This is a genomic window from Shimia thalassica, from assembly GCF_001458215.1.
GTDB classification, from domain to species: Bacteria; Pseudomonadota; Alphaproteobacteria; order Rhodobacterales; family Rhodobacteraceae; genus Shimia; species Shimia thalassica.
The window spans coordinates 838567-861615 of record NZ_CYTW01000001.1 but is presented as its reverse complement, the minus strand read 5'-3'; the positions used below and the strand labels follow the sequence as shown (position 1 = coordinate 861615).

The following is a 23049-nucleotide window of genomic DNA, read 5'->3' as shown; positions in this document are numbered from 1 at the left end:
AGGTTTTAGAAAATCGTCGTAAAGCGGGGCGTCAGACACGAGGTCGGGACGCCCCTTTTGTTGCCGTTCGGGATCAGACCTGCGATGTGGAACCGATCCTCATAAATCGATAGGGCGTTCAGGAAAAGGTCGTTTTCGGCAGGTGATCCCATGGTGACACGCGCCCAGTTTTCGAAGGGGGCTTCTTGCCATGCTTTGATCAACACGCCCTTATTGCGCAGATTCTCTGCCAGAATGCTGGCCGGCGCCCCTGTGTCAAAAAACACGAAATTGGTTTGTGTCGGCGCAGAGGCAAAGCCCTTGTCAGCAAGCGCAGCAGAGACGCGTTTACGTTCCAGAGTTGCCAGTTTCACCACCTGATCCAGGTGGGCCGTGTCGCCAATTGCCTCGACCGCAGCACAGGCGGCCAGCGCGTTCACCCCGAACGGATTGCGGGTCTTCATCAGGGCTTTGATCAACAGGGGATCACTTGCGATCCCATACCCGACGCGTGCGCCAGCAAGGCCATAGGCCTTGGAGAAGGTGCGCAGCACAATCGAAGGTTTCCCTGTCTCGGCCAGAATTGCCAGAGCATCGAACCGGTTATCCTCTTCAACAAATTCAACATACGCCTCATCAAAACAGATGAAAGTTTCGGGATCAGCCGCCGAGATAACCTGTCGAAATTCCGCCTCGGTGATCACCGGACCCGCGGGATTGCTGGGCGACGAAAAAATCAGCACGCGTGGCTTGTTGCGCAAGGCGTCGCACAGGCCTTCTACCGGAAAAGACCAATCCGAATTGAACGGAACTTTGGTCACATGTGCGCCGAACATCATCGCCCCGAATTCATGCAGGCCAAAGCTTGGGCAAATTGTGACAACTTGATCTTGTGGACGAATAACAGCCCGAAACAGTGCGCCGATCAGGTCTTCGGACCCGTTGCCAAAAATGATGTTGTCTTTGTTCGTGCCAACCGTTTTGGCGATCAGGTCGCGCAGCGCGGTATTTGCAGCGTCCGGATAACGCCCGACCCCAGCAGCGGCATCCTGCATGGCCGCAATGGCGCGGGGTAATGGGCCAAGCGGGCTTTCGTTGCTGTCGAGTTTGGCAAGACAGTTAATGCCATAGGTGGCTTTGAACAAATCCAGCGCCAGTCCCGCGTTATAGTCAGGAAGCTTGGTAACGTCTGTGCGGATGAGGTTATGAGGGGCAGATACGAGCATAAAATTTCCTAAAGGTCAAAGATCGAAGATCTTGCCGGGGTTCATGATATTGTCTGGATCAAGGGCGTTCCTAATGCGGCGCATCACCCCAAGAGCGGGCCCATGCTCGGCAGTAAGATAGGCTTTTTTACCCAATCCGACGCCGTGTTCACCCGTACAGGTCCCCCCCATTTTAAGGGCCATCTCAACAAGTTGCGTGTTGATATGGCGGGCCTCTTGGGCCTCGTCCTGGTTTTCAGGGTCATAAAGCAGAACCAGATGAAAATTCCCGTCCCCGACATGCCCCACAAGCGGGGCCTGTATAGACGTCGTTGCGATCACATCCTGAATTTCACTGATAATTGCGGGCAATTGCGAGATGGGCACGCAAACATCCGTTGAAATGCCTTTGATGCCAGGACGCAGCGCACGGGATGCATACAGCGCATCATGGCGCACGCGCCAAAGCCGGGAAGCGTCCTCTGCGGTTGTGGCGCGGTCAAACCGGCTTGCGGTTTCTGCGAGCCCTTCAAACACTTCCATATCGTTTTCAACCGTCGCAGGCGCGCCTGTCAGTTCGACCCAAAGGGTTGGCGATTCAGGTAAATCCGTTTTGGAATACCTGTTGATCGCTTGCATTTGTAACCTGTCTGCCAGTTCGATCCGGTTCAATGACAAACCACATTGCAATGCCATAACAACGGTTTGGGTGGCATCTTCGATGGTCGCAAAGCTGCACATGGCGGTTTGCGTCGCTTCCGGCACACCGAACAGGCGCAAGTTCAATTCGGTGATGACGCCAAGTGTCCCTTCGGAGCCGATAAACAGGCGGGTCAGATCGTAGCCCGCCGAAGATTTCCGCGCCCGCCCGCCCGTTTTGATAATCTCGCCATCCGGCATCACAATGGTCATCCCGAGAACGAGATCACGCATCGAGCCATAGCGCACTGTGGTTGTTCCCGAGGCACGCGTCGCCGCTATCCCCCCCAACGTTGCGTGGGCCCCAAGCTCGACCGGAAAGAACAATCCCGTGACGCGCAAATGTTCGTTCAAGGCCTGTCGGGTCACGCCGCATTGAACGGTGCAATCCATGTCAGTGTCCTGCACAGACAGGATCGCATGCATCGCGGACATATCAAGGCTGATCCCGCCATGTGGGGCGTGGATCTGGCCTTCGATCGAAGAGCCGGCTCCAAAGGGAATGACCGGTACGCCATAGCAGGTGCAGGCCGCCAATACATCCGAAACCTCTTCTGTGGATTGAACCATGACAATGGCGTCCGGCCAAGCCGGAGTAAGGTGGCTTTCACCGCTGCCATGGTGTTCGCGAGCCGCGTCCGACGTCAAAAGCCGATCCGCGAATTGTGGTTTCAGGGCCGTAAGCAGGTTGTTCAGGGAGTCAGGCATCTTGCATCTTGCGTAAGTGTCAGAAACGGATGCGGACCGCGATCTCTCACGGTCCGCATCATGAGTGGGCTAAAACTTAGGCGTTAAACCACCAGCGTTCCGCACAGCGGTTGCCGTCAAGATCCCAGTCGCCGGATATCGCGTCAGGCGTGGACACTTTGCTTGATTTCGCATCAAGGAAATCTGCCCAGACCGGCGCAATCAGGCCACCATCTTCGGCCACGATCGACTGGCATTCGGCGTAAAGAGCGCGCCGTTTGGCATCATCTTTTTCCGAACGTGCAGCTGTCAGCGCGACATTGAACGCATCATTGTCCCAGTTGGTGGCATTATATCCGCCCAAAGCCTCTTTGGAGTAACCCAGTAACAACATCAGGTCTTCGGTTGCTCGCCCCGACCAGCGCGATGCAAAGAACGGTTTCTTGCCCCAGATGTTGGACCAATACCCGTCTTCGGGTTCGCGTGAAACCGTGATGTTGATACCTGCGGCGGCGGCATGTTCGCTGAACAACTGCGCGACGTCCACGGCTCCGGTGAAGGGGGTGTTAGACGCGTGCAAAGTCGTCGCCAGTCCTTCTGCGCCCGCCACATTCAAAAGCGATTTCGCCTGCTCTGGATCGTACTCGTGCTGGGAAATGTCCGCATTGTGGTATTCGCAAGCCGTTGAAATCGGTTGATCGAAAGCTTCATCGCCTTGCGCACGCGGGCATCCGCAAACAAGGGATCGGTTGTGATCATGCTAAAGCAATAATGCACTTTGCCCTGTGTCTGCAAAAGATCGACACCGGGCATCGCAGCCAACAGGTTTGCCGTGGTGGGATCGACCGAATTCATCGCGTCGATCTGACCGGTTTGCAGGGCGGTTGTACGCGCATTTACGTCACGGATCGCCAGCATCTCAACCGAGTCGAAATGCGCGCGGTCAGCCTTCCAGTAGTTGGGGTTCTTGCGCACGATGGATTTTACACCGGGTTCGTAGATTTCAAGAATATACGGACCGGTGCCGATGCCAGCGTCAAAGTTCATGTCGTCTGCTGGTACAATATAAAGGCATGTCAGGGCCAAAACCGGCGGGAAGCCCGCGTTTGGCGCATTCAGGGTAATCGTGACCTCGTCAGACGCTGTCGCTTGAACATCGCTGATGACGGATACGAGGGATTTAACCTGAGAATAGCTGTCTTCGCCCAAATGCAGCTTGATCGAGAAAACAACGTCATCAGCATCCATGATCCTGCCATTGTGGAATTCAACACCCTGACGCAGTTTGAATGTCCAGACCGTCAAATCTTCGTTCGCGTCCCAGCTGGTCGCGAGTTCGGGAATAAGAACACCGCCTGCGCCAACTTCGATCAGGTTATTGCGAAGCTGCCATTGCAGGTTCTGCGTGAACTTCGTCTCGGTTGCTTGTGGATCAAGCGTTTCACCTGAATCAACGCTGCCAATCCCGAGCCGAAGCGTCCCACCTATTGATGGTGTCGCGGCCCGAAGGGGTTGACCCGAAAGACCAAGAAGGGCCGTTGCTCCAAGGGCGCTCGCCCCAAGCAAAAGGACACGACGGTTTGTGGTAATTGTCATTGGCTTCTCCTGGTAGGTTTGCCTCCTCTTTTCGGGAAACAAACAAATAGAAAACGCGGCCTCATATTATGTCTATATTTAATATGCTAAAAGGCTACATTACTCGTGACAAACCAATTTTGTAGCGGTACCGTTCAGTATTCTTGACGTTAGATCTAAGCGCTTTAACTTTAGGCACACTATGCAATCCATCCTGCCACCCTTACGTGCCATGCAAGCCTTCGAGAGCTTCGGCAGACTTGGCTCTGTGAATGCCGCCGCAAGAGAGCTTGGCGTAACCCCCGGTGCAATCAGTCAGCAAATCAAGCTTCTTGAAGAACACCTGCAGATGCCACTCATTATGAAAGACGGCCGCCGCGCTGCCCTTGCGCCCAAAGCGGTGACATATCACGCAATCCTCTCTACCGGTTTTGAAAAACTGAAACAGGCACATGTCTTGCTGGCACACCAAGCGTCCGAGCTGGACATACATGTATCAGGCCTGCCAACGCTGTTGCTCAAGTGGTTGCAACCGCGACTTCACAGCTTTGAATCACAATATGGCGAAGCCTCAATTCGTCTTGAGGCAACACACGGCGAACCTGACCCCGCGTTTCTGGATCATATGTTCAGACTAACGTATGGATCTGTTTCTGATACGTTTCCTCATTCCCGCGTTCTGTTTCATGACGCCTGCTTTCCTGTTTGTTCTCCAGAGTTTCTAAAAGAAAACCCTCAAGCGCTGGATCAAGAATATCTGCCCGAGTTGCCATGGGTCGATATCGACTGGGGTCCAGAATATGCGACGGTTCCAAGGCTTGGCTCTTGGCTCACATCTTTAGGGCTACCCGAACCGTTCTCAAAACCGACATCCGTTCACTCTTTATCCAGCTCAGCCCTCGAAGCGGTTGCCAATGGTCAGGGTATCGCATTGGCACAGCTGTCTTTTGCATCTGCGGACCTTGGCCAAGGCCGATTGATCCGAATTTCACAGCACTCTTTGAAAATGCCGGAACCCTATTACATTTACTGGGGGCCGTTGACGCTGGAAAGCAAAATGAACCGCAATTTCCTGAATTGGATTCTATCCGAGTCGTCGAACTAAAAGATTAGATTTCCTAAACAATGCGAGCGCATTGAGTTGGTTTTTTTTGACGTACGCGCCGGCGTATCATCTAGACAAATAAGCCAATGAACCCACATCAGCTAGGAAGTCGAATGTTTCTGAAAAACGCATGGTATGTCGCCGCCTGGAGCAGCGAGATCGTCAACGATTTGCAACAAGTCATTGTACTTGGCGAGAAGATTTGCATGTTCCGTAATGACGAAGGTGAAGTCATCGCGATGGAGGATGCCTGCCCGCATCGCAAGCTTCCGTTGTCAAAGGGGCGGATCAAGGACAACAACGTCGAGTGTGGATATCACGGCCTGACTTTTGACTGTGCCGGCCAGTGTGTCTGGGCTCCGGGGGGCGGTCGCATCCCGTCCGCTGCGCGGGTCCGGCCCTATCCTGTGCATGAAAAATATGGTCTGGTTTGGATCTGGATGGGCAACGCGGCCATCGCCGATATTGAAGACATCATCGATATCCCGAACTTTGACAGTCCCGAATGGGGCATCAACCGTGGTGCCGCGATGGAGCTGAAGTGCAACTATCTCTTCATGTGCGACAACCTTCTTGATCCCACCCATGTCGCATGGGTCCACGAATCCTCGTTTGCGGCCGACGCAACCAAGGACACACCATTGCGTGTCACTAAAACAGATACCGGCGTCATCGTTCACCGTTGGATGATGGATCACGAACCCGCCCCCTTCTACAAGAAAGTGATTGAATTCGAGGGCAATTGCGACCGTCTGCAACACTATGAAGTGCGGTATCCCGGACATGCGTTGATCCGGGCGATTTTCACCCCCGCGGGCACAGGTGGTGTCGACGGCACTCTGCACGAAAACACCTTTGTCATGGACAGCTACAACTTCATGACGCCGACGACCGAAACCGAAACCCGCTATTGCTGGTTCCAGCTGCGCAACATCCGCCCAGACGATGAAGAGCTGTCAAAAATGATGAGCGAAGACGTGCGTGGCGCCTTTGAAGAAGATCGCGCGGTTCTGGACGAAGTGCAGATCGGAATGACCGAAAAGACGTCGCCCCATATCGATCTCGGGATCGATGCGGGACAACTTCGGTTCCGTCGCCAGCTGGAAGCCATGATCGCCGAAGAGGCGCTGGTTGACGAAAAGATGAGCCAGTAAGATGGCGGATGGTTTTCGTGAATTCCGCGTCGCGCACAAGGTGATTGAAAGTGACATCATCACCTCGTTCTATCTGGAACCCACCGACGGGGCGCCTGTCTGGGACGCAAAACCGGGTCAATACCTAACCCTGCGCGTGCCCGGATCAGACCAGCCTGTTCTGAAAACGTATTCCGTTTCCGGTGATCCGTCAGAGGCGCAGTATCATCGCATTACGGTCAAGCGCGAAACAGGCCACAACGGCGCACCGGATGGTGTCGGATCAAGCTGGCTGCACGACCACATCGATGTTGATGCAACGCTGGACGTGGCGGCCCCGCGGGGAACGTTTTTTCTGGATGAAGCCAGCGACCGCCCTGTGCTGCTGTTGTCGGGCGGAGTGGGTTTGACGCCCATGGTGTCGATGCTGCACCGGCTGTCCCAGACAGATCGCGAAGTGCATTTCCTTCATGCCTGTGAAAACGGCAAGGTGCATGCATTGCGTGACGAGGTGCTGGCGCTTCAAAACGACCGGATCACGGCGCGCTTTGTCTATCGCCGCCCGTCTGATGCCGATCGCGCGGCAAAGCTGTTTGATGCAGAGGGTGTCATCGATGCCGCATTTTTGCGCCAACACATCCCTATCGGTGACTATGACGTGTATATGTGCGGCCCGACGCCTTTCATGGTGGCAATGTACCAATTGTTACAGGAATTGGGCGTGCCCAAAGGACGGATTTCCTATGAGTTCTTTGGCAAGGCGGGCTCGTTAGAGGCACTGGCGAAAGGAACGGCACCATCGAAGGCTGCATCTTTGGCTACCCCGACCATCCAGTCGCTCACTTTTCTGACGAACCCGGATGCTTGGGCTGCCGCAGATGAAGATGCGGATCAACCTGTTGCTTCCGCAAGCCAGTCCGAAGGCGATGTGTCGTTTCAACGTTCAAATGTCTCGGCGCATTGGGATGGCTCGTCAGAGTCATTGCTTGAACTGGCGGAAGATGCCGGCTTAGACCCAGAGTTCATTTGCCGCGCAGGCATCTGCAACTCTTGCAAATGTGGGTTGGTGTCAGGTGACGTAGAATACTTTGAAGAACCGCTTCACGCACCGGAGGCAGGGCAGGTTTTGATCTGCTGTGCACGCCCCAAAGGACCGGTTGTTCTTGATCTTTGAACTTGGACGCAAAACGCGCCCCTTTAACTGAACTGCGCCCCCAAGGAGTGAATTCCATGGGGGCGCGGCTTTCGTTTTGCTAAAGCTGAAAGACGTCAGGCCGGCTCTTCCAGTGCGGTCTCGGCTTCTCGTTCCGCCAAAAGCTGAGTGAGCCAATCCGGATCCATTTCCGGCACAGAAGAAAGCAACAATTCAGTGTAGGGCGCATGGGGCGGTGTGAAAATCGCATCCTTGGCCCCCTGCTCTACGATGACACCGTTTTGCATGACCACCACATCGTCTGCGATGGACCGCACCGTCGCAATGTCATGTGTGATGAACATGTATGTCAGATCCAGCTCCCGTTGCAGCCGGTCCAAAAGGCGCAGAATGCCTTCGGCGACCAATTGGTCCAACGCAGATGTCACCTCGTCACAGATGATGAAATCTGGTTCGGCCGCCAAAGCGCGTGCAATACACACACGTTGCTTTTGACCTCCTGACAATTCAGACGGCAAACGGTTCATAAACTCATCTGCGTCCAGCTCGATCAGGGTCAACAACTCTCTGATACGGGCCTCTTTCTTTGCCCCCTTGAGACCAAGGAAAAACTCCAGAGGACGGCCAATAATATCTTTGATGCGTTGCTTTGGATTCAAGGCTGTATCCGCCATCTGGTGGATCATCTGAATATGACGCTGCAGGTCGCGAGAGCGGTTCTTGCCCGCTTTGGGCAGCTCTTTGCCGTCGTATTCGATTGTCCCGTCGGTGGGCGGCAGAAGGCCCATAATCACCCGTGCAAGGGTCGACTTCCCTGATCCACTTTCCCCGACGACCGCAACCGTGCTGCCGCGATTGATCGTCAGGTCAATGTTTTCCAAAACTTTTACGGTGCCATAAGAGGCGTGCACGCCTTTGACGTCCAGCATAACGCTGTCCCCGCCTTCTCGCGGGGGGACGGGGGCGCGCCGAAATTCGCGTACGGCCCAGAGCGACTTGGTATAGTCCTCTTGAGGGTTGGCCAGCATATCGCGGGCCGGTGCCTCTTCGACCTCTTCCCCTCGCAGCAGGACTTTGATCTGGTCCGCCATCTGCGCCACAACAGCCAGATCATGCGTGATGTAGATCGCGGCCGTATTGTATTCGTGAACGATGTCGCGAATTGCAGACAAAACCTCGATCTGGGTGGTGACGTCCAGCGCCGTTGTCGGCTCGTCAAAGATGATAAGATCGGGACGGCACGCCATGGCCATTGCGGTCATTGCCCTGTGCAACTGTCCGCCAGACACCTGATGCGGATACCGAAACCCGATTGTATCCGGATTGGGCAGCCGGATTTTCCGTTAAAGATCAACAGCATCGGATTGCGCCTCGGCCTGCGACATGACCCCATGCTGGATGGGGGCTTCGCAATATTGGCTGATCAGTTTGAAGGCCGGATTGAACGCCGCCGCCGCCGATTGGGCCACATAAGCGATCCGCTTACCGCGCAATTGGCGCAGGGTTTCGTGTGAGGCACCAGCAAGTTCTTGACCATCAAACAGGATGCTGCCCCCGCTGATCCGGCACCCGCCTTTGGTGTATCCCATCGCAGCCAGACCCAGCGTTGACTTGCCCGCGCCGCTTTCTCCGATCAGACCCAGGATCTCGCCCCGCTTCAGGGTAAGGTCCACGCCTTTGATAATGGGTTTCCATTGTCTCTCGGACCGTCCTTCGATCGCGATGTTTTTCATATCCAGCAAAAGATCAGCAGTCATGGTTTATTCCTTCAGGCCGGAAGACATGTGCAGAACCCAGTCCACAACAAGATTAACGCCAATTGTCAGCAACGCGATGGCACCCGCCGGCAACAAAGGCGCAAGCCCGAATGTCGCGGTCTGCCACGTCGAGAAATTCGCAAAAGAGATCAGTTTTGCGCTTTCACGCACCATACCGCCCCAATCCGCCGTGGGGGGCTGAATGCCGAGCCCCAGAAAAGACAAAGCCGAGATGAACAGGAACACAAAGCAAAACCGCAATCCAAATTCCGCAACCAGCGGTGAAGCCGCGTTTGGCAAGACTTCTTTGCGGATCAGCCAGAACAATCCTTCTCCGCGCATGCGTGCGACCTCAATATAATCCATTGTCAGGATGCCTTGCGCAACCGCGCGAGAGAGCCGGAACACACGCGTGCTGTCGAGCACCGCAATCACGAGGATCAATGCCATGACAGATGTGCCGGTGATGGTGAGGATAAGCAGAGCGAAAATCAGCGGCGGAATGGCCATCAAGACATCAACAACACGGGAGCTTATTGCGTCGAACCACCCGCCAAGCGTGGTAGCCAAAAGTCCAAAAGTTGCGCCAAGCGTAAAGGCCAGCGCCGTCGTCGCAAGCGCGATGCCAACGGTATTGCGTGCGCCGTAAATAAGGCGGGATAGCAGGTCACGCCCCAAGGCGTCGGTGCCAAGGTAATATGGCGCTACCCAAGGCTGATACTGTTTGCCCACAGAGGCACTTTCGGGGAAAGGGGCAAATACCGGTGCGCCCACGGCAAGCACGGCATAAAAGACGACGATACCAATGCCGATCCAGGCCGAGGTGGGCGCGTCACGAAGGTGATGAAACAAGTTGTGCATGGTTTATCTCGGATGCAAAAGGCGAGGGTTTGCGACAATCGACAAGATATCTGCCAACAGATTGAGCAGAATATAGGTCGCAGCGAAGATCAGACAGGCCGCCTGTACGACTGTCACATCTCGGTTCGAAACGGCATCCACCAGAACCTGACCTAGACCGGGATAGACGAAGACCACCTCGACCAGAACAACGCCGACAATCAGATACGCAAGGTTGAGAGCGATCACATTGATGATCGGGGCCAGCGCATTTGGCAAAGCATGGACCGCGATAACGCGACAGCGTTTGATGCCTTTGAGATGGGCCATTTCGATATAGGGCAATGCCAAGAGGTTCAGAATGGCCGCCCGCGTCATGCGCATCATATAAGCCAGCACAATCAGCGTGAGCGTCATTGCAGGCAGGAAGGTGAGATAAAGTCTCTCGCCCAGTCCCATATCAACGTCAACGTTGGCCAGACTGGGAAACCATCCCAACCCCACGGAAAAGACAAGGATCAAGATCTACGCCACGAAAAACTCGGGAAATGAAATCGCTGCCAGGGTCGAGCTGGAAAGTATGCGATCAAACATCGAGCCATTGTAAAGCGCCGCCATCATGCCAGACACAACGGCGATTGGAACGGCAATCGCCGCCGCATATGCCGCAAGAAAAAACGTGTTTGCCGTGCGCTGTCAGATCAGTACGGAAATCGGCCTCTGGTTGGCCAATGAAACCCCGAAATCGCCGGTCATGGCTCCCGACAGCCAAGAGATGTACCTCTCGTAAACGGGTCGGTTCAGGTCATATTTTTCCCGGAAGGCTGCAAGGCTTTCCTCTGTAGCGGCCTGCCCGAGTATTTCAGTGGCAATATCGCCGGGCAATAATTCGATGGCTGCGAAAATGATGATTGTGACAACCCAAAGTGTCAGGAGGCCAATCATCAAACGCTTGAGGATGATAGACAGGATTGAATTCATATCTGCTTCTTTTGTCTTAGCGTATTGCATTATGTCTATATTTAAACAAAATGGAACGAACACAGACGCAACGTCAAGCGCAGTCTTGCTGTGAAACTCTTTAGGAATGCTCTTTTGTTGAAGAGTTGGCGCGCGGTTGACAGCAGTGAAAATAAATCTAGTTTTAATGACAATATAATAGTCATAATGTCCAAGGATTGGTCGGCAATGAAAGCCACATACAAAGACGTCAAATCGGATATTCTGTCGAAAATCACAAAGGGCGATTGGGGCCCTGGGGATTTGGTGCCGAACGAAGTCGATCTTGCCGCAACTTATGGCTGTGCGCGGGCGACAGTCAACCGTGCGATGCGCGAACTGGCCGATGATGGCATTATCGAGCGTCGCCGCAAGGCAGGCACACGTGTGCGTATGACACCAATTCGTCAGGCACGTTTCGACATTCCCATTGTACGCGACGAGATCGAGGAAAAAGGGACGGCCTATCGCTATTCGCTGGTCAGCAGTTCGGTCGAAGTTGCGCCAGCCTGGCTGCGGGCGCGCCTTCAATTGCCGGCACAGGGCAAGGCATTGCATCTGGTCTGTATGCACTATGCGGACGGCGTGCCCTATGAACATGAAGACCGCTGGATCAATCTGACCGCGTTGCCAAAAGCCGAGTTCGAAGATTTCTCTGAATGTGGGCCAACGGAATGGTTGCTCTCGACAATTCCATTCTCCGAAGTCGAGATCAGCCTGTCTGCGGCTTTGGCAGATCAGGGGCTGACCGACTATTTGTCATGCGCCGTCGGTGATCCGGTGTTTACCGTTGAACGGTCTACATGGTGGGAAGGCGAAGCCGTGACTTATGTGCGGTTCGCCTATCGGCCCGGTCACAGGCTGACAACACGCTATTGATTGTGCGGTGCACCGCCGCCTTCGTGAGGCGACAGTGCCGTTGTCTTATAGAATACCGGGCAGGTTCAGACCGTTTTCTCGAGCACAGTCCAACGCCTCGTCATAACCGGCATCGGCATGACGCATCACGCCTGTGGCAGGGTCATTCCACAGAACCCGCGCAATTCGGCGATCTGCGTCTTCGGACCCGTCACAACAAATGACCATGCCGGAATGCTGGGAAAAGCCCATCCCAACGCCGCCACCGTGATGCAGAGACACCCATGTCGCGCCCGAAGCCGTGTTCAGCAAAGCATTGAGCAACGGCCAGTCCGACACCGCGTCCGAGCCATCTTTCATCGCTTCGGTTTCACGGTTTGGCGAGGCAACCGACCCCGAGTCCAGATGATCGCGGCCAATCACAATGGGCGCGCTCAATTCACCGGTGCGCACCATTTCGTTGAACGCAAGACCCAGTTTGTGACGCACGCCCAAACCGACCCAACATATGCGCGCGGGCAGACCCTGGAACGAAATCCGCTCGCGCGCCATATCAAGCCAGTTGTGCAGGTGCGTGTCCTCGGAAAGGATTTCTTTCACCTTGGCATCGGTTTTGTAGATATCCTCCGAATCGCCCGACAAAGCCGCCCACCGGAAAGGTCCAATGCCACGACAAAACAGGGGGCGAATGTAAGCCGGAACAAATCCGGGGAAATCAAACGCGTTTTCAAGCCCTTCTTCCAAAGCCATCTGGCGAATGTTGTTGCCATAATCAACCGTGGGAATGCCCGCGGCGTGGAAATCGCACATCGCCCTGACCTGCACCTTCATGCTGGCACGCGCGGCTTTTTCGACCTCTTTCGGGGCGGTTTCACGCTTTTCTTTCCATTGCGCCATGGTCCAGCCCTGCGGCAGATAACCATTCACCGGATCATGGGCGGATGTCTGGTCGGTGACGATATCGGGATGAATGCCGCGCTTGACCAATTCGGGGAACACATCCGCCGCATTGCCCAACAAACCGACCGATTTTGCCTCGCCCGCTGCGGTCCAGCGCTCGATCATCTCAAGCGCTTCATCCAGCGTTTCGGCCTTTTCGTCGACGTATTTTGTGCGCAGGCGGAAATCGATGCTGTCGGGATTACATTCAACCGCCAAACAGCAGGCACCGGCCATCACTGCCGCCAAGGGCTGGGCCCCGCCCATGCCACCAAGACCACCAGTCAGGATCCACTTGCCTTTGAGGTCCCCGTCATAGTGCTGGCGACCTGCCTCGACAAAGGTTTCATAGGTGCCTTGAACGATGCCTTGCGATCCGATGTAAATCCACGATCCGGCCGTCATCTGGCCATACATCGCCAGACCTTTTTTATCGAGCTCGTTAAAGTGATCCCAGTTCGCCCAATGCGGCACAAGGTTCGAGTTGGCAATCAGAACACGTGGCGCATCCTTGTGGGTTTGAAACACACCGACGGGTTTACCCGATTGCACCATCAAGGTCTGGTCATCTTCCAGATCACGCAGGGAAGAGACGATCATATCGTAGTCCTTCCATGTACGTGCGGCGCGCCCAATGCCGCCATAGACCACCAATTCATGCGGGTTTTCGGCAACGTCGGGGTGCAGGTTGTTCATCAACATCCGCAACGGCGCTTCCGTCAACCAGCTTTTGGCTGTGAGATCGGTGCCGGTGGCGGGAAAAACGTCGCGGGTGTTTTTGCGCGGATCGCTCATGATGTACCTTTCAGGGTTGGGGCCAGTTCGGCCAACTGTGTGAGAATTTGTGTGAGATAGGGGCGCAGGCGGGCTGCCTTGGTCGTGTCATAGGCCCAAGGGGGGGCCTCGGCGCTCAGGTATGTGCTTTGGGCCAGTTCCATCTGGATGGCGTGCAGTCCCTCTGCGGGGCGGCCATAGTGGCGGGTCGTCCACCCCCCTTTGAAGCGCCCGTTGGTGACCGAGGAATACCCCGCAGCCCCATCGCAAATAGCCTGTGTTGCGGCTTTGATCCCGGGCGCGCAGGTGGTCCCGAGGTTGGTGCCGATGTTAAAGTCAGGCAAGGTGCCCTCGAACAGAAAGGGAATGCCCGACCGGATCGAATGACAGTCATACAGAATTGCAACGCCGTGAATGCTGCGCACGCGGTCCAGTTCTGCCTGCAGCGCGGCATGATACGGCGCATGAAAGGTCTCTCGGCTTGCCTCGACGTCGGCCTCGGTCGGCGGCGCAGTCCAGATGTCGTGACCGTCGAAATCCGTAAGCGGCACAAGCCCCGTCGTGTTTTGGCCGGGGTACAAGGACACGCCCGAGGGATCACGATTGGCATCGACAACATAGCGATGGAACGTGGCGCGCACTGTCGTGGCGCCCGGAAACACACCCTCATAGAGTGTATGAATGTGCCAATCCGTATCGTCCAGACCGCGCCCGCGGTCATTCAAATCCGCAAGAATGGCATCGGGCACAAAAGTGCCGGTATGGGGCAAACCCAAAACGATGGGACTGTCACCTTGATGAATTTCAACAGGGGTCATGCCGAAAGCTCCGGCATGTTGATGTTCGCCGCTGTGACAATATCCCCGCACGAAATGATCTTTGCCGCGCGTTCCAGATCCGGAGCAAGATAGCGGTCTTCGCCCAGTGTTTCGACGTCTTCACGAACGCGGGCCACGACCTGCTGCAAAGTAGTGCTGGTTGCCAATGGCACGCGGAAATCGATGCCTTGCGCGGCGCACAACAGTTCAACGCCCAGGATGCGGTCAAGGTTTTCCACCATTTGGCCCAACCGGCGTGCGCCATGCGCTGCCATGCTCACGTGATCTTCCTGATTGGCAGAGGTGGGTGTGCTGTCGGTCACGCATGGGTTGGCCAAGTGCTTGTTTTCACTCATCAACGCGGCCGTTGTGACCTCGGCAATCATATAGCCGCTGTTGAGGCCGGGATTGGGTGTGAGGAAGGGAGGCAGATTGAAGCTGAGCACCGGATCCACGATCAGAGCCACACGACGCTGAGCGATGGCGCCGATTTCCGCAATGGCCAGCGCGATCATATCAGCCGCAAAGCCCACCGGTTCCGCATGAAAGTTTCCACCCGACACGATCACATCAGCGTCGATCAGAACCAATGGGTTATCGGTGGCGGCGTTCGCCTCGATTTCCAGCGTACGCGCTGCCATGCGCAGCACGTCAATTGCGGCCCCTGTGACCTGTGGCTGACAGCGTATGCAATACGGGTCCTGTACCCGCGCATCATCGGCAAAGTGGCTCTCGCGAATGTCAGAGCCCGCCAAAAGCGCCCGCATGGTTTCGCCCGCCTCGATCTGGCCGCGATGACCGCGCAGCGCGTGGATTTCTGGTTGCAAGGGGGCCGTTGACCCCATGATCGCGTCCGTCGACAAGGCCGAGGTCACCAACGACGAATGTGCGGCGCGCCATGCGCCAAACAGACCGGCAAGGGCGAAAGCCGTTGAAAACTGGGTGCCGTTGATCAGGGCGAGCCCTTCTTTGGGGCCCAATTCGACAGGGGTCAGCCCCGCCGCTTTCAACGCATGTGCTCCGGTCATAACCTGACCGTCAAATTCGGCCTCGCCATGTCCCATCATCACGGCAGCCATATGCGCCAATGGCGCCAGATCTCCCGAGGCACCAACGGACCCTTGGGCAGGAATGACAGGCGTCACGCCCTTTTCCAGCATCTCTTCGATCAGCGTGACAACTTCGAGTCGAACGCCGGACGCGCCACGCCCAAGGCTTAGCAACTTTAGGGCCATCAACAGACGTGCATGTGAACGCGGAATGGCGGGGCCAACGCCACAGCAATGTGACAGGATCAGATTGCGTTGCAGGGTGGCCGTGTCTTTGGATTCGATTTTGACCGATGCCAGTTTACCAAAGCCGGTGTTCACACCGTAAACGGCGTCAGTTCCGGCCACCGCTTTGGCGATGCGCGAATGGGCCAGCTCGATCGCGGGATGGCTTGAAGGATCAAGCCGCACCGAAGCCTCGTTCCAGAAAATGTCGGCCAGATTGTCCAACGTGACAGCGCCGGGGATCAAGGTAAGAGTGGTCACGATGTGCCTCCGAAAATGCGGGAATGAAGGGGGTTAAAGCCGATGCGATACGCCAGCTCGGCAGGGTGTTTGACGTCCCAGACGGCCATTTCTGCGCGCAGACCGGCCGCGAGTGTGCCTGTGTCAGTCAGACCAAGCGCCCGAGCCGCGTTGCAGGTGGCCCCACGCAGCGCCTCTTCCGGCGTCATGCGAAACAGGGTGCAGCCCATGTTAAGCGTCAGCAAAAGGGAATTCAGGGGCGATGAGCCGGGATTGATGTCTGTTGCCAAGGCCATGGGGACACCATGTTTGCGAAGCAGGTCGATTGGCGGGGATTGGGTTTCGCGCAACGTATAAAACGCGCCGGGCAGGATGACGGCGACGGTGCCGGCCTTGGCCATTGCCTTGACGCCCTCTTCGTTCAGATACTCAATGTGGTCCGCCGAAAGTGCGCCATAGGCCGCAGCCAGTTTTGCACCACCCAGGTTTGAGAGTTGTTCGGCGTGCAGCTTGACCGGCAAGCCAAGCTCTTGTGCGACGTCAAACACACGTGCGATCTGGTCAGGTTGAAACGCGATGCCCTCGCAAAAGCCATCAACCGCATCCACCAGACCTTCGGCGTGGGCGGCACGCAGGGCCGGGATGCATACATCATCGATATAGGCATCATCACGCCCGTGAAATTCTGCAGGTGTTGCGTGCGCACCAAGGAACGTGGTTTTCACGCGAATACGCCTGTTGGCCATGATGGACCGCGCCACACGCAACATGCGCAGCTCTGTTTCTTCATCAAGACCGTATCCGGATTTGACCTCGATGCTGGTGACGCCTTCGGCGATCATCACGTCAACACGACGCAACGCATCTTCCAGCAACTCATTCTCGGTCGCGCCGCGCGTTGCCTTGACGGTCGACACGATCCCGCCACCCGCACGCGCAACTTCTTCATAACTCGCCCCGTTAAGACGCATTTCAAACTCAACCGCGCGGTCACCACCGTGCACAATATGCGTATGGCAATCGATCAAACCCGGCGTGACAAGACGCCCGCCAAGGCTGGTGCGGGGAGCATCGGCAAAACGCGCGGGCAGGTCCGCTTTGGGGCCAACCCAGCCGATCATTCCGCCATCCACGACGATGGCCGCATCTTCAATCAAGCCATAAGCACCCCCCGAGTCGCCCATGGTCGCAGCATTCAAATCAACGAAAATTTTGATGTTTTTGGTCATTTCCGATCACCGATGGCCCATATTGCGCTTTTCTAGTACGAACTAACATGCAATATGTCTATACATAAAAATGAAAGGGCGCCAAATGATTTTTGCCAAACAAGCCAAACTTTCGTCGGGATGGGCGGCAAATGTCCGTTTGACGCTGACCGACGGGCGGATCACCCGGATCGAAACAGATCAGGTTGCACAGGCCTCCGACGCTGTTGTCGACACCCTGCTGCCGTCGATTGGGAACCTGCACAGCCACAGCTTTCAACGGGCCATGGCGGGCATGACCGAATACCGCATGGCCGGCAAAGACAGCTTCTGGACATGGCGGGACTTGATGTACCGGTTCACGGCCAACCTCACGCCCGAACACATCGAGGCAATTGCGGCCTTTGTCTTTCTCGAGATGCTGGAAGCGGGGTATGCCAGTGTAGGAGAATTCCACTATTTGCATCATCAACCGGGTGGTGCGCCCTATGACAATCTTGGCGAACTGTCGGCGCGAATTGCAGCGGCGGCGGGCACCACCGGAATTGGCCTCACCCATTTACCCGTCATGTATACCTATGGCGGGGCGGGACTGGTTCCGCTGCAGGCGGGACAAGCACGGTTTGGCAATTCGGTAGATCGCTTTGTTGATTTGGTCGCGTGCGCGAACAGGGCTGTTGCCACCCTGCCCTCGGATTGTCGTGTTGGTGTTGCCCCGCATTCCTTGCGCGCCACGTCACCCGAGGACCTCAAGGCCTTGCTGGCCGCGCATCCAACCGGCCCCGTGCATATTCACATCTCCGAGCAGCCCAAAGAGGTCGAGGACATCCAAGCATGGCTGGGCGCGCGCCCCGTCGAGTGGTTGCTTGCCAATACAGATATCACGCCGGACTGGTGCTTGATCCATGCCACGCATATGACCACTGACGAAACTGTCAATCTGGCCCAATCCGGCGCCGTGGCGGGGCTTTGTCCGGTGACCGAGGCCAACCTCGGGGATGGCCCCTTCAATGGTCCGGCGTATCTGTCCGCTGGCGGGGCATTTGGCATCGGCTCTGACTCAAACGTGCTTATTTCCCTAACCGAAGAACTGCGCACATTGGAATATTCCCAACGCCTTCGCGACATTGCCCGCAACGTGATGGTTGTCGACGAAGGATCGGTCGGTGATACGCTCTATTCAGGCGCGGCCAAGGGCGGCGCGCAGGCTCTTGGGCGGGGGACCGGAGAGATCGCCGTCGGAGAACTGGCTGATCTGGTTGCGATTGACAGCACCTCTGCGTCGCTGTGCGCATTGCAGACCGATCAGCTTTTGGATGGGTTGGTCTTTGCCGCAAAAGATGATGTTGTTACCGATGTCTGGTCTGCCGGACGGCACGTGGTGCAGTCTGGCCGCCACATCAATCGAGAGCCGATTGTGGCCGCTTACAAGTCTGCAATGCAAAGCCTTATGGCGTCGCTTTGATCACGGTAGGTAAGGCGGATCTCAAGCAGGGCATCCTCTTTGCCCAGCCTGAGCACAGCATCTGAACTTGCGCAAAACACGGTATCCCCGATGCCAAGGCGGGCCGCATTGATCGAAGGCTGCCCTGCCAGAACATGATAGGCCAGCATCCCATGATCGGGCCGCTGGCGTTCTTGCAAAAGCGGGCCTGTCAGGGTGACGACTTCCCCCTCGCAGTGGACGGGATCAAACATCAAATTCAGATCCGTCAGCGGCCCGTCCTGCAACTGCGCGTGAATTTTGAGACCTCCGTCAAATGCCAGCGGACGCCAAGGAACCGCATGAAACGAGATATCTTGCCCAACCAACGTCATTGCCCCGCCGGACACCACAGTCAGAACGCGCATCAGACCTTCGAAGTCAGAGAAGGGCCCGTCCTGCGCCACATCTGCACGGCTTATGGTCCAGGCAACCTGATCTGCAGATATGCCTTTGGCGATTTTGCGTGTTGTCCCACCACCGTTCTTCCAAGGAACGTCGATTAGGGCGTCACGTGTGACAATCTGCATGGATCAACTCCGCAATGGTTTTGCCCCCGGACCGCTTGAGCAAAGCCCGAGTGTGATTTAACCGATACCCATATCAATAATAAATCTATACATATTAATCAAGGAAGTCTCATGATGAGAACCCGTGCCGCCGTCGCAATCGAAGCAGGAAAACCGCTTGAGATTATGGAGGTCAACCTTTAGGGCCCCAAAGCGGGTGAAGTTCTGGTCGAGATCAAAGCCACGGGTCTGTGCCATACTGATGAATTCACCCGCTCTGGCGACGACCCGGAAGGGATCTTCCCGTCTATTCTGGGCCACGAAGGTGCGGGCGTTGTGCTGGAAGTGGGCGAAGGTGTCACCACTTTGGAAGTTGGTGATCACGTTATCCCGCTCTACACCCCCGAGTGTCGCCAATGTGAGTATTGTCTGTCCGGCAAAACCAACCTGTGCCAGGCCATTCGCGTCACACAGGGCAAGGGTCTGATGCCGGATGGCACAACGCGTTTCTCGATGCTGGATGGCACGCCAATCTATCACTACATGGGCTGCTCGACATTCGCCAACCACACTGTTGTGCCCGAGATTGCGTTGGCCAAAGTGCGCAAAGACGCCCCTTTCGACAAGATTTGCTACATCGGGTGTGGCGTCACAACCGGCATTGGCGCGGTTATCAACACAGCCAAGGTCGAGATCGGCGCACGTTGCGTGGTTTTTGGTCTCGGCGGCATTGGTCTCAACGTGATCCAAGGCCTGCGTATGGCCGGAGCAGATCAGATCGTCGGCGTAGATCTGAACGATGACAAAGAAAAAATGAGCCGGTACTTCGGACTTACCGACTTTGTGAACCCGACCAAAGTAGACGGCGATCTGGTTGAACATCTGGTCGAATTGACCGGCGGCGGTGCAGACTACACATTTGATGCCACGGGCAACACAACCGTGATGCGCCAAGCGCTGGAAGCGGCTCACAAAGGATGGGGAGAAAGCGTTATCATCGGCGTTGCTGCGGCAGGCGCGGAAATTTCAACACGCCCTTTCCAGCTTGTTACAGGTCGGGTCTGGCGCGGCACCGCGTTTGGCGGCGCCAAAGGGCGCACGGATGTGCCTCAGATCGTTGATTGGTACATGGGCGGGAAAATCGAAATCGATCCGATGATCACTCACAAGCTCACTCTTGACGAGATCAACCATGGGTTCGACTTGATGCACGAAGGCAAATCCATCCGTGCGGTTGTAGAGTTTTAATCACGGGGCATGAGGCAAGGGAGCCGTGATGTAGAGGGCCTCGGTATTGCCCACACACCTCTCCCTTTCCTTCAAACTTCGCACTCTTGCCCCAAGGGCGCGATGATTGCCCGACGCTACCTGCGTTGAAATCCCTTTTGCTAACAACAAACGCGCCCGCCGATGCAGGCGCGTTTGGCCCGGATCATTCCGCGGCAGCAGCAACCGATGTGTCGCCCAACATGCCTTCCATATACTTCAAGAAGTCCCAGATCGTGCCTTCAAGGTCATCCGGCGCCAAAGGCCCGCCCTCAAAGAAACGAGTCTCTTGGGCTTTTTGCAGGGTTTCCAGCTTTTCCTTGTCTTCCGCATTGAATGCCTTGCACAGGTCGACATAGGCGACAACTTCGGGATCCTTCGGGTCCGTTTTGAGGCCACAAACACCCCAACGGATCGACACCTGCACTACCCCATTGGGCCGCAGACAAAGAAACAGCGTGTAGTTCGCAGCAACCGCAACGACAAAGCTCGGGAAGATATTGAAGAGAACACTGTTACGTTGTTCGTCTTCAGTCATGTCATCGTGAAACGGGCCACGCGGCGGGTATTCCGGATCGTAATAGGATCGATACGCCGTCCAGCGATCCTCTCCCGGAACCTTGCGACACAGTTGCGTTGGTGTCATCGGTTGCAACGTCTTGGGGTGGGTCGCAAACAGGTGATACCCTTCCATGAAGTTCTCGGTCAGGTTCTTCCAGTTGGTCCCCCAGACAGCTTCATCCTTGAACAGAAGGTTGCGCAATTCGTGATGGTAATTGTGCAATATCGCATCAAGCGACACCAATTGAGGGGCCAGCGGTTTGGCCGCGCCATCCAGATTAACAAAGATGAAATTGTTCCAGATCTCTGTGCTGAACTTTGGCAGGCTGCACTTTGCAGAGTTAAATGCCTTTGCCTTTTTCATAAGTGGCGCAGTCTTCAGTTCTCCGTCGCGCTTGTAGGTCCAGGCATGATACGGGCACACAAAACTGCGACGATTGCCGCTTGTTTCGTTTTCGACCATGTTTCCGCGGTGGCGACACACGTTTGAAAGCACGTTGATGTCCCCATCATCGTTGCGGACCACCAGAAGCTGCTCTCCGACCAGTTCCGTTGTGAAAAAGTCGCCGGGTTCGGCAACTTCACCGACATGCCCAAGGCACACCCATTCAGCACGAAAGATCTGTTCTTTCTCGAGTTCAAGGAAGTCTTCAGACGTATAGAAATCCGACGGCATACTGTAGGCGTCATCCTTTGCTCTGGATGTTAGCTCTGTCAGATGCTGGCGCAGTCCGTGCACGTCACGCGTTGCTTGGCTTTGCATTGTTTACTCCGTCCAAATCGAATCTGTGATCACAGTTTTGATAGCGACGAATGTGCCACCGCGCAAAGATTTTTTACGAGTCACAGCCAAGTTTGCATGATTCCCGCGAATTCACCCGATGCGTGCCCAATCCCATGGCACGCGGCAAAGAAGAAGCACGTCTTGCGCGGCGTCCGCCTCGCGATCAGGTCGAATGGCGATACAGCTCGACGCCCCAGAACACATCCTCTTCGATCAATTTGCGCGCCGCTGCTGCATCACCTGTCCGTAACGCTTCTATGATCAACCCATGCTCTCCGATCCAGTTGTCCGGGTTCACCAGATGGACAATTCCATGCGACAGCCACGGACCTGTCTGAGCACAGAGCCGATCAATGCTCAGCGCCAGCGCCCTGTTGCCGCTGGATTCATAAATCGTGCTGTGGAAACGGTAATTCGCCAACAGAAACGCCGGAGCATCGCGCGCCTCCCATGTGGTTCGCATTTCCGCAACCAACCTGTTCAACGTGGCAAGGGTTTCCGGCGTGATCCGTGTCGCCGCGATTTCCGCAGCGGCCCCTTCCAGTACGCCCCGCACAAAAAACAGGTCGGACGCTTCTTGCGGGGTGAGGTCCGGCACGCGGAACGCTTTGCGGGCGGCAGAAATCAAGGCCCCTTCGGATGCAAGCTGGCGCAACGCTTCGCGCACCGGCATCATGGACACTTCACGGCTTTCTGCCAATTTGCGGATCGACACGGCTTCGGCAGGTTGCAAAACTCCGGTAATCAGCTGAATACGAAGATCCGCGTAAATGGAGGCATTCAGGTTTTCTGTATCCGCCGAAGTCGTTGAAGCTTTTGTACTCATGCCAGATCCTTACAGTCACTGAGGACCCTAATTTACATTTAGTTGTTCCACAAATACCCTTGGCGGGACAAAGTCAAAAGGCGCGCTAAGGTGCGGGTGTCGCTCTTTCAAACTAATCAAAAATCCAACCAAAAAATTCAATGGTGCCACCGATCGTAGAGACGCATCAAAAGAAACCCCTCTCTGCAACGCTACGCTGAGGACCTGCCCCCTCAGGAACCGACGCTTAAAGCAGATAGTTGCCCCTCATGCCTTTAGATCTGAGCTTTTTACCACTCCAAGCCTCACCTAACCCAAGAATTGATCAAAAGGCGGGAACTTGGCTGCTACAAAACATGATGCCGGATAACATCAGAAGGCTATGGCCTTCTGGCGGA

Annotated in this window: 15 protein-coding genes and 4 pseudogenes; 6 read left to right on the top strand and 13 right to left on the bottom strand. The window is 55.7% G+C overall.

Annotation, left to right across the window (positions count from 1 at the left end; translation table 11 throughout):
- Positions 1-5: 5 nt before the first annotated feature.
- The 3 genes and pseudogenes from PH7735_RS04065 to PH7735_RS04050 form a co-directional block, all read right to left on the bottom strand.
- A complete protein-coding gene (locus PH7735_RS04065) occupies positions 6-1205 on the bottom strand; it encodes an aminotransferase class I/II-fold pyridoxal phosphate-dependent enzyme (protein ID WP_058310017.1) in 1200 nt (399 codons plus the stop codon).
- A 15-nt stretch (positions 1206-1220) separates the two neighbouring features.
- The gene (locus PH7735_RS04060; protein ID WP_058310016.1) at positions 1221-2591 is read right to left on the bottom strand and encodes an FAD-binding oxidoreductase; all 1371 of its coding nucleotides are present in this window, start codon (positions 2589-2591) and stop codon (positions 1221-1223) included.
- 76 nt (positions 2592-2667) lie between these two features.
- A pseudogene (locus tag PH7735_RS04050) lies at positions 2668-4166 on the bottom strand (ABC transporter substrate-binding protein).
- Between the two features lie 181 nt (positions 4167-4347).
- On the opposite strand from PH7735_RS04050, the gene PH7735_RS04045 reads away from it, so the two are divergent.
- The 3 genes from PH7735_RS04045 (at position 4348) to PH7735_RS04035 (ending at position 7557) form a co-directional block, all read left to right on the top strand.
- Entirely contained in the window at positions 4348-5250 is a 903-nt protein-coding gene (locus tag PH7735_RS04045) for a LysR substrate-binding domain-containing protein (protein WP_082645123.1), read from the top strand.
- A 113-nt stretch (positions 5251-5363) separates the two neighbouring features.
- Positions 5364-6404, top strand: a complete 1041-nt coding sequence (locus PH7735_RS04040; protein WP_058310012.1) for an aromatic ring-hydroxylating dioxygenase subunit alpha — start codon at positions 5364-5366, stop codon at positions 6402-6404.
- A gap of 1 nt (position 6405) precedes the next feature.
- Complete coding sequence (locus PH7735_RS04035; RefSeq protein WP_058310011.1) at positions 6406-7557, top strand: 2Fe-2S iron-sulfur cluster-binding protein; 1152 nt, start codon at positions 6406-6408, stop codon at positions 7555-7557.
- A gap of 95 nt (positions 7558-7652) precedes the next feature.
- On the opposite strand, the pseudogene PH7735_RS04030 reads toward PH7735_RS04035, so the two are convergent.
- The 3 genes and pseudogenes from PH7735_RS04030 to PH7735_RS04020 all read right to left on the bottom strand — a co-directional run bounded on the left by PH7735_RS04030 (position 7653) and on the right by PH7735_RS04020 (position 11114).
- Positions 7653-9293 (bottom strand): annotated as a pseudogene (locus PH7735_RS04030) (ABC transporter ATP-binding protein).
- 3 nt (positions 9294-9296) lie between these two features.
- Positions 9297-10154: an ABC transporter permease gene (locus tag PH7735_RS04025; protein WP_058310010.1), complete on the bottom strand. Its 858-nt coding sequence runs from the start codon at positions 10152-10154 to the stop codon at positions 9297-9299.
- 3 nt (positions 10155-10157) lie between these two features.
- Positions 10158-11114, bottom strand: a pseudogene (locus PH7735_RS04020) (ABC transporter permease).
- 207 nt (positions 11115-11321) lie between these two features.
- Here PH7735_RS04020 and hutC point away from each other — a divergent pair.
- Entirely contained in the window at positions 11322-12011 is a 690-nt protein-coding gene (hutC, locus tag PH7735_RS04015; protein WP_058311137.1) for a histidine utilization transcriptional repressor HutC, read from the top strand.
- A 45-nt stretch (positions 12012-12056) separates the two neighbouring features.
- Here hutC and hutU read toward each other — a convergent pair whose 3' ends face one another.
- The 4 genes from hutU to hutI are packed head-to-tail and all read right to left on the bottom strand — an operon-like array spanning position 12057 to position 17264.
- Positions 12057-13724: a urocanate hydratase gene (gene hutU / locus PH7735_RS04010; RefSeq protein ID WP_058310009.1), complete on the bottom strand. Its 1668-nt coding sequence runs from the start codon at positions 13722-13724 to the stop codon at positions 12057-12059.
- Positions 13721-14521 (bottom strand): N-formylglutamate deformylase, encoded by an 801-nt coding sequence (gene hutG, locus PH7735_RS04005; RefSeq protein WP_058310008.1) that lies wholly within the window; start codon positions 14519-14521, stop codon positions 13721-13723. Before hutG ends, hutU begins: the two co-directional genes overlap by 4 nt.
- Positions 14518-16056, bottom strand: a complete 1539-nt coding sequence (gene hutH / locus PH7735_RS04000) for a histidine ammonia-lyase (RefSeq protein WP_058310007.1) — start codon at positions 16054-16056, stop codon at positions 14518-14520. The genes hutG and hutH overlap by 4 nt, the downstream gene beginning before the upstream one ends.
- The gene (gene hutI, locus PH7735_RS03995; RefSeq protein ID WP_058310006.1) at positions 16053-17264 is read right to left on the bottom strand and encodes an imidazolonepropionase; all 1212 of its coding nucleotides are present in this window, start codon (positions 17262-17264) and stop codon (positions 16053-16055) included. Before hutI ends, hutH begins: the two co-directional genes overlap by 4 nt.
- Before the next feature lie 85 nt (positions 17265-17349).
- On the opposite strand from hutI, the gene PH7735_RS03990 reads away from it, so the two are divergent.
- Entirely contained in the window at positions 17350-18708 is a 1359-nt protein-coding gene (locus PH7735_RS03990; protein WP_199534966.1) for a formimidoylglutamate deiminase, read from the top strand.
- On the opposite strand, the gene PH7735_RS03985 is transcribed toward PH7735_RS03990, so the two are convergent.
- Positions 18669-19256, bottom strand: coding sequence for a HutD/Ves family protein (locus PH7735_RS03985; RefSeq protein ID WP_058310004.1), 588 nt, complete (start codon positions 19254-19256; stop codon positions 18669-18671). The genes PH7735_RS03990 and PH7735_RS03985 overlap by 40 nt on opposite strands.
- Before the next feature lie 114 nt (positions 19257-19370).
- On the opposite strand from PH7735_RS03985, the pseudogene PH7735_RS03980 reads away from it, so the two are divergent.
- Positions 19371-20483: pseudogene (locus PH7735_RS03980) on the top strand (S-(hydroxymethyl)glutathione dehydrogenase/class III alcohol dehydrogenase).
- Between the two features lie 184 nt (positions 20484-20667).
- On the opposite strand, the gene PH7735_RS03975 reads toward PH7735_RS03980, so the two are convergent.
- Together PH7735_RS03975 and PH7735_RS03970 are read right to left on the bottom strand one after the other, a co-directional pair.
- Positions 20668-21825 carry an aromatic ring-hydroxylating oxygenase subunit alpha gene (locus tag PH7735_RS03975; protein WP_082645122.1) on the bottom strand — a complete coding sequence of 386 codons (1158 nt, stop codon included), beginning with the start codon at positions 21823-21825 and terminating at the stop codon, positions 20668-20670.
- Between the two features lie 184 nt (positions 21826-22009).
- Entirely contained in the window at positions 22010-22672 is a 663-nt protein-coding gene (locus tag PH7735_RS03970) for a GntR family transcriptional regulator (RefSeq protein ID WP_058310002.1), read from the bottom strand.
- Positions 22673-23049: the final 377 nt, after the last annotated feature.

What these genes read in the sequence shown, in the direction of transcription:
- PH7735_RS04065 (WP_058310017.1), bottom strand. Translation starts at nt 1,205, where the DNA reads ATGCTCGTATCTGCCCCTCATAACCTCATCCGCACAGACGTTACCAAG.
- PH7735_RS04060 (WP_058310016.1), bottom strand. Translation starts at nt 2,591, where the DNA reads ATGCCTGACTCCCTGAACAACCTGCTTACGGCCCTGAAACCACAATTC.
- PH7735_RS04045 (WP_082645123.1), top strand. Translation starts at nt 4,348, where the DNA reads ATGCAATCCATCCTGCCACCCTTACGTGCCATGCAAGCCTTCGAGAGC.
- PH7735_RS04040 (WP_058310012.1), top strand. Translation starts at nt 5,364, where the DNA reads ATGTTTCTGAAAAACGCATGGTATGTCGCCGCCTGGAGCAGCGAGATC.
- PH7735_RS04035 (WP_058310011.1), top strand. Translation starts at nt 6,406, where the DNA reads ATGGCGGATGGTTTTCGTGAATTCCGCGTCGCGCACAAGGTGATTGAA.
- PH7735_RS04025 (WP_058310010.1), bottom strand. Translation starts at nt 10,154, where the DNA reads ATGCACAACTTGTTTCATCACCTTCGTGACGCGCCCACCTCGGCCTGG.
- hutC (WP_058311137.1), top strand. Translation starts at nt 11,322, where the DNA reads ATGAAAGCCACATACAAAGACGTCAAATCGGATATTCTGTCGAAAATC.
- hutU (WP_058310009.1), bottom strand. Translation starts at nt 13,724, where the DNA reads ATGAGCGATCCGCGCAAAAACACCCGCGACGTTTTTCCCGCCACCGGC.
- hutG (WP_058310008.1), bottom strand. Translation starts at nt 14,521, where the DNA reads ATGACCCCTGTTGAAATTCATCAAGGTGACAGTCCCATCGTTTTGGGT.
- hutI (WP_058310006.1), bottom strand. Translation starts at nt 17,264, where the DNA reads ATGACCAAAAACATCAAAATTTTCGTTGATTTGAATGCTGCGACCATG.
- PH7735_RS03990 (WP_199534966.1), top strand. Translation starts at nt 17,350, where the DNA reads ATGATTTTTGCCAAACAAGCCAAACTTTCGTCGGGATGGGCGGCAAAT.
- PH7735_RS03985 (WP_058310004.1), bottom strand. Translation starts at nt 19,256, where the DNA reads ATGCAGATTGTCACACGTGACGCCCTAATCGACGTTCCTTGGAAGAAC.
- PH7735_RS03975 (WP_082645122.1), bottom strand. Translation starts at nt 21,825, where the DNA reads ATGCAAAGCCAAGCAACGCGTGACGTGCACGGACTGCGCCAGCATCTG.
- PH7735_RS03970 (WP_058310002.1), bottom strand. Translation starts at nt 22,672, where the DNA reads ATGAGTACAAAAGCTTCAACGACTTCGGCGGATACAGAAAACCTGAAT.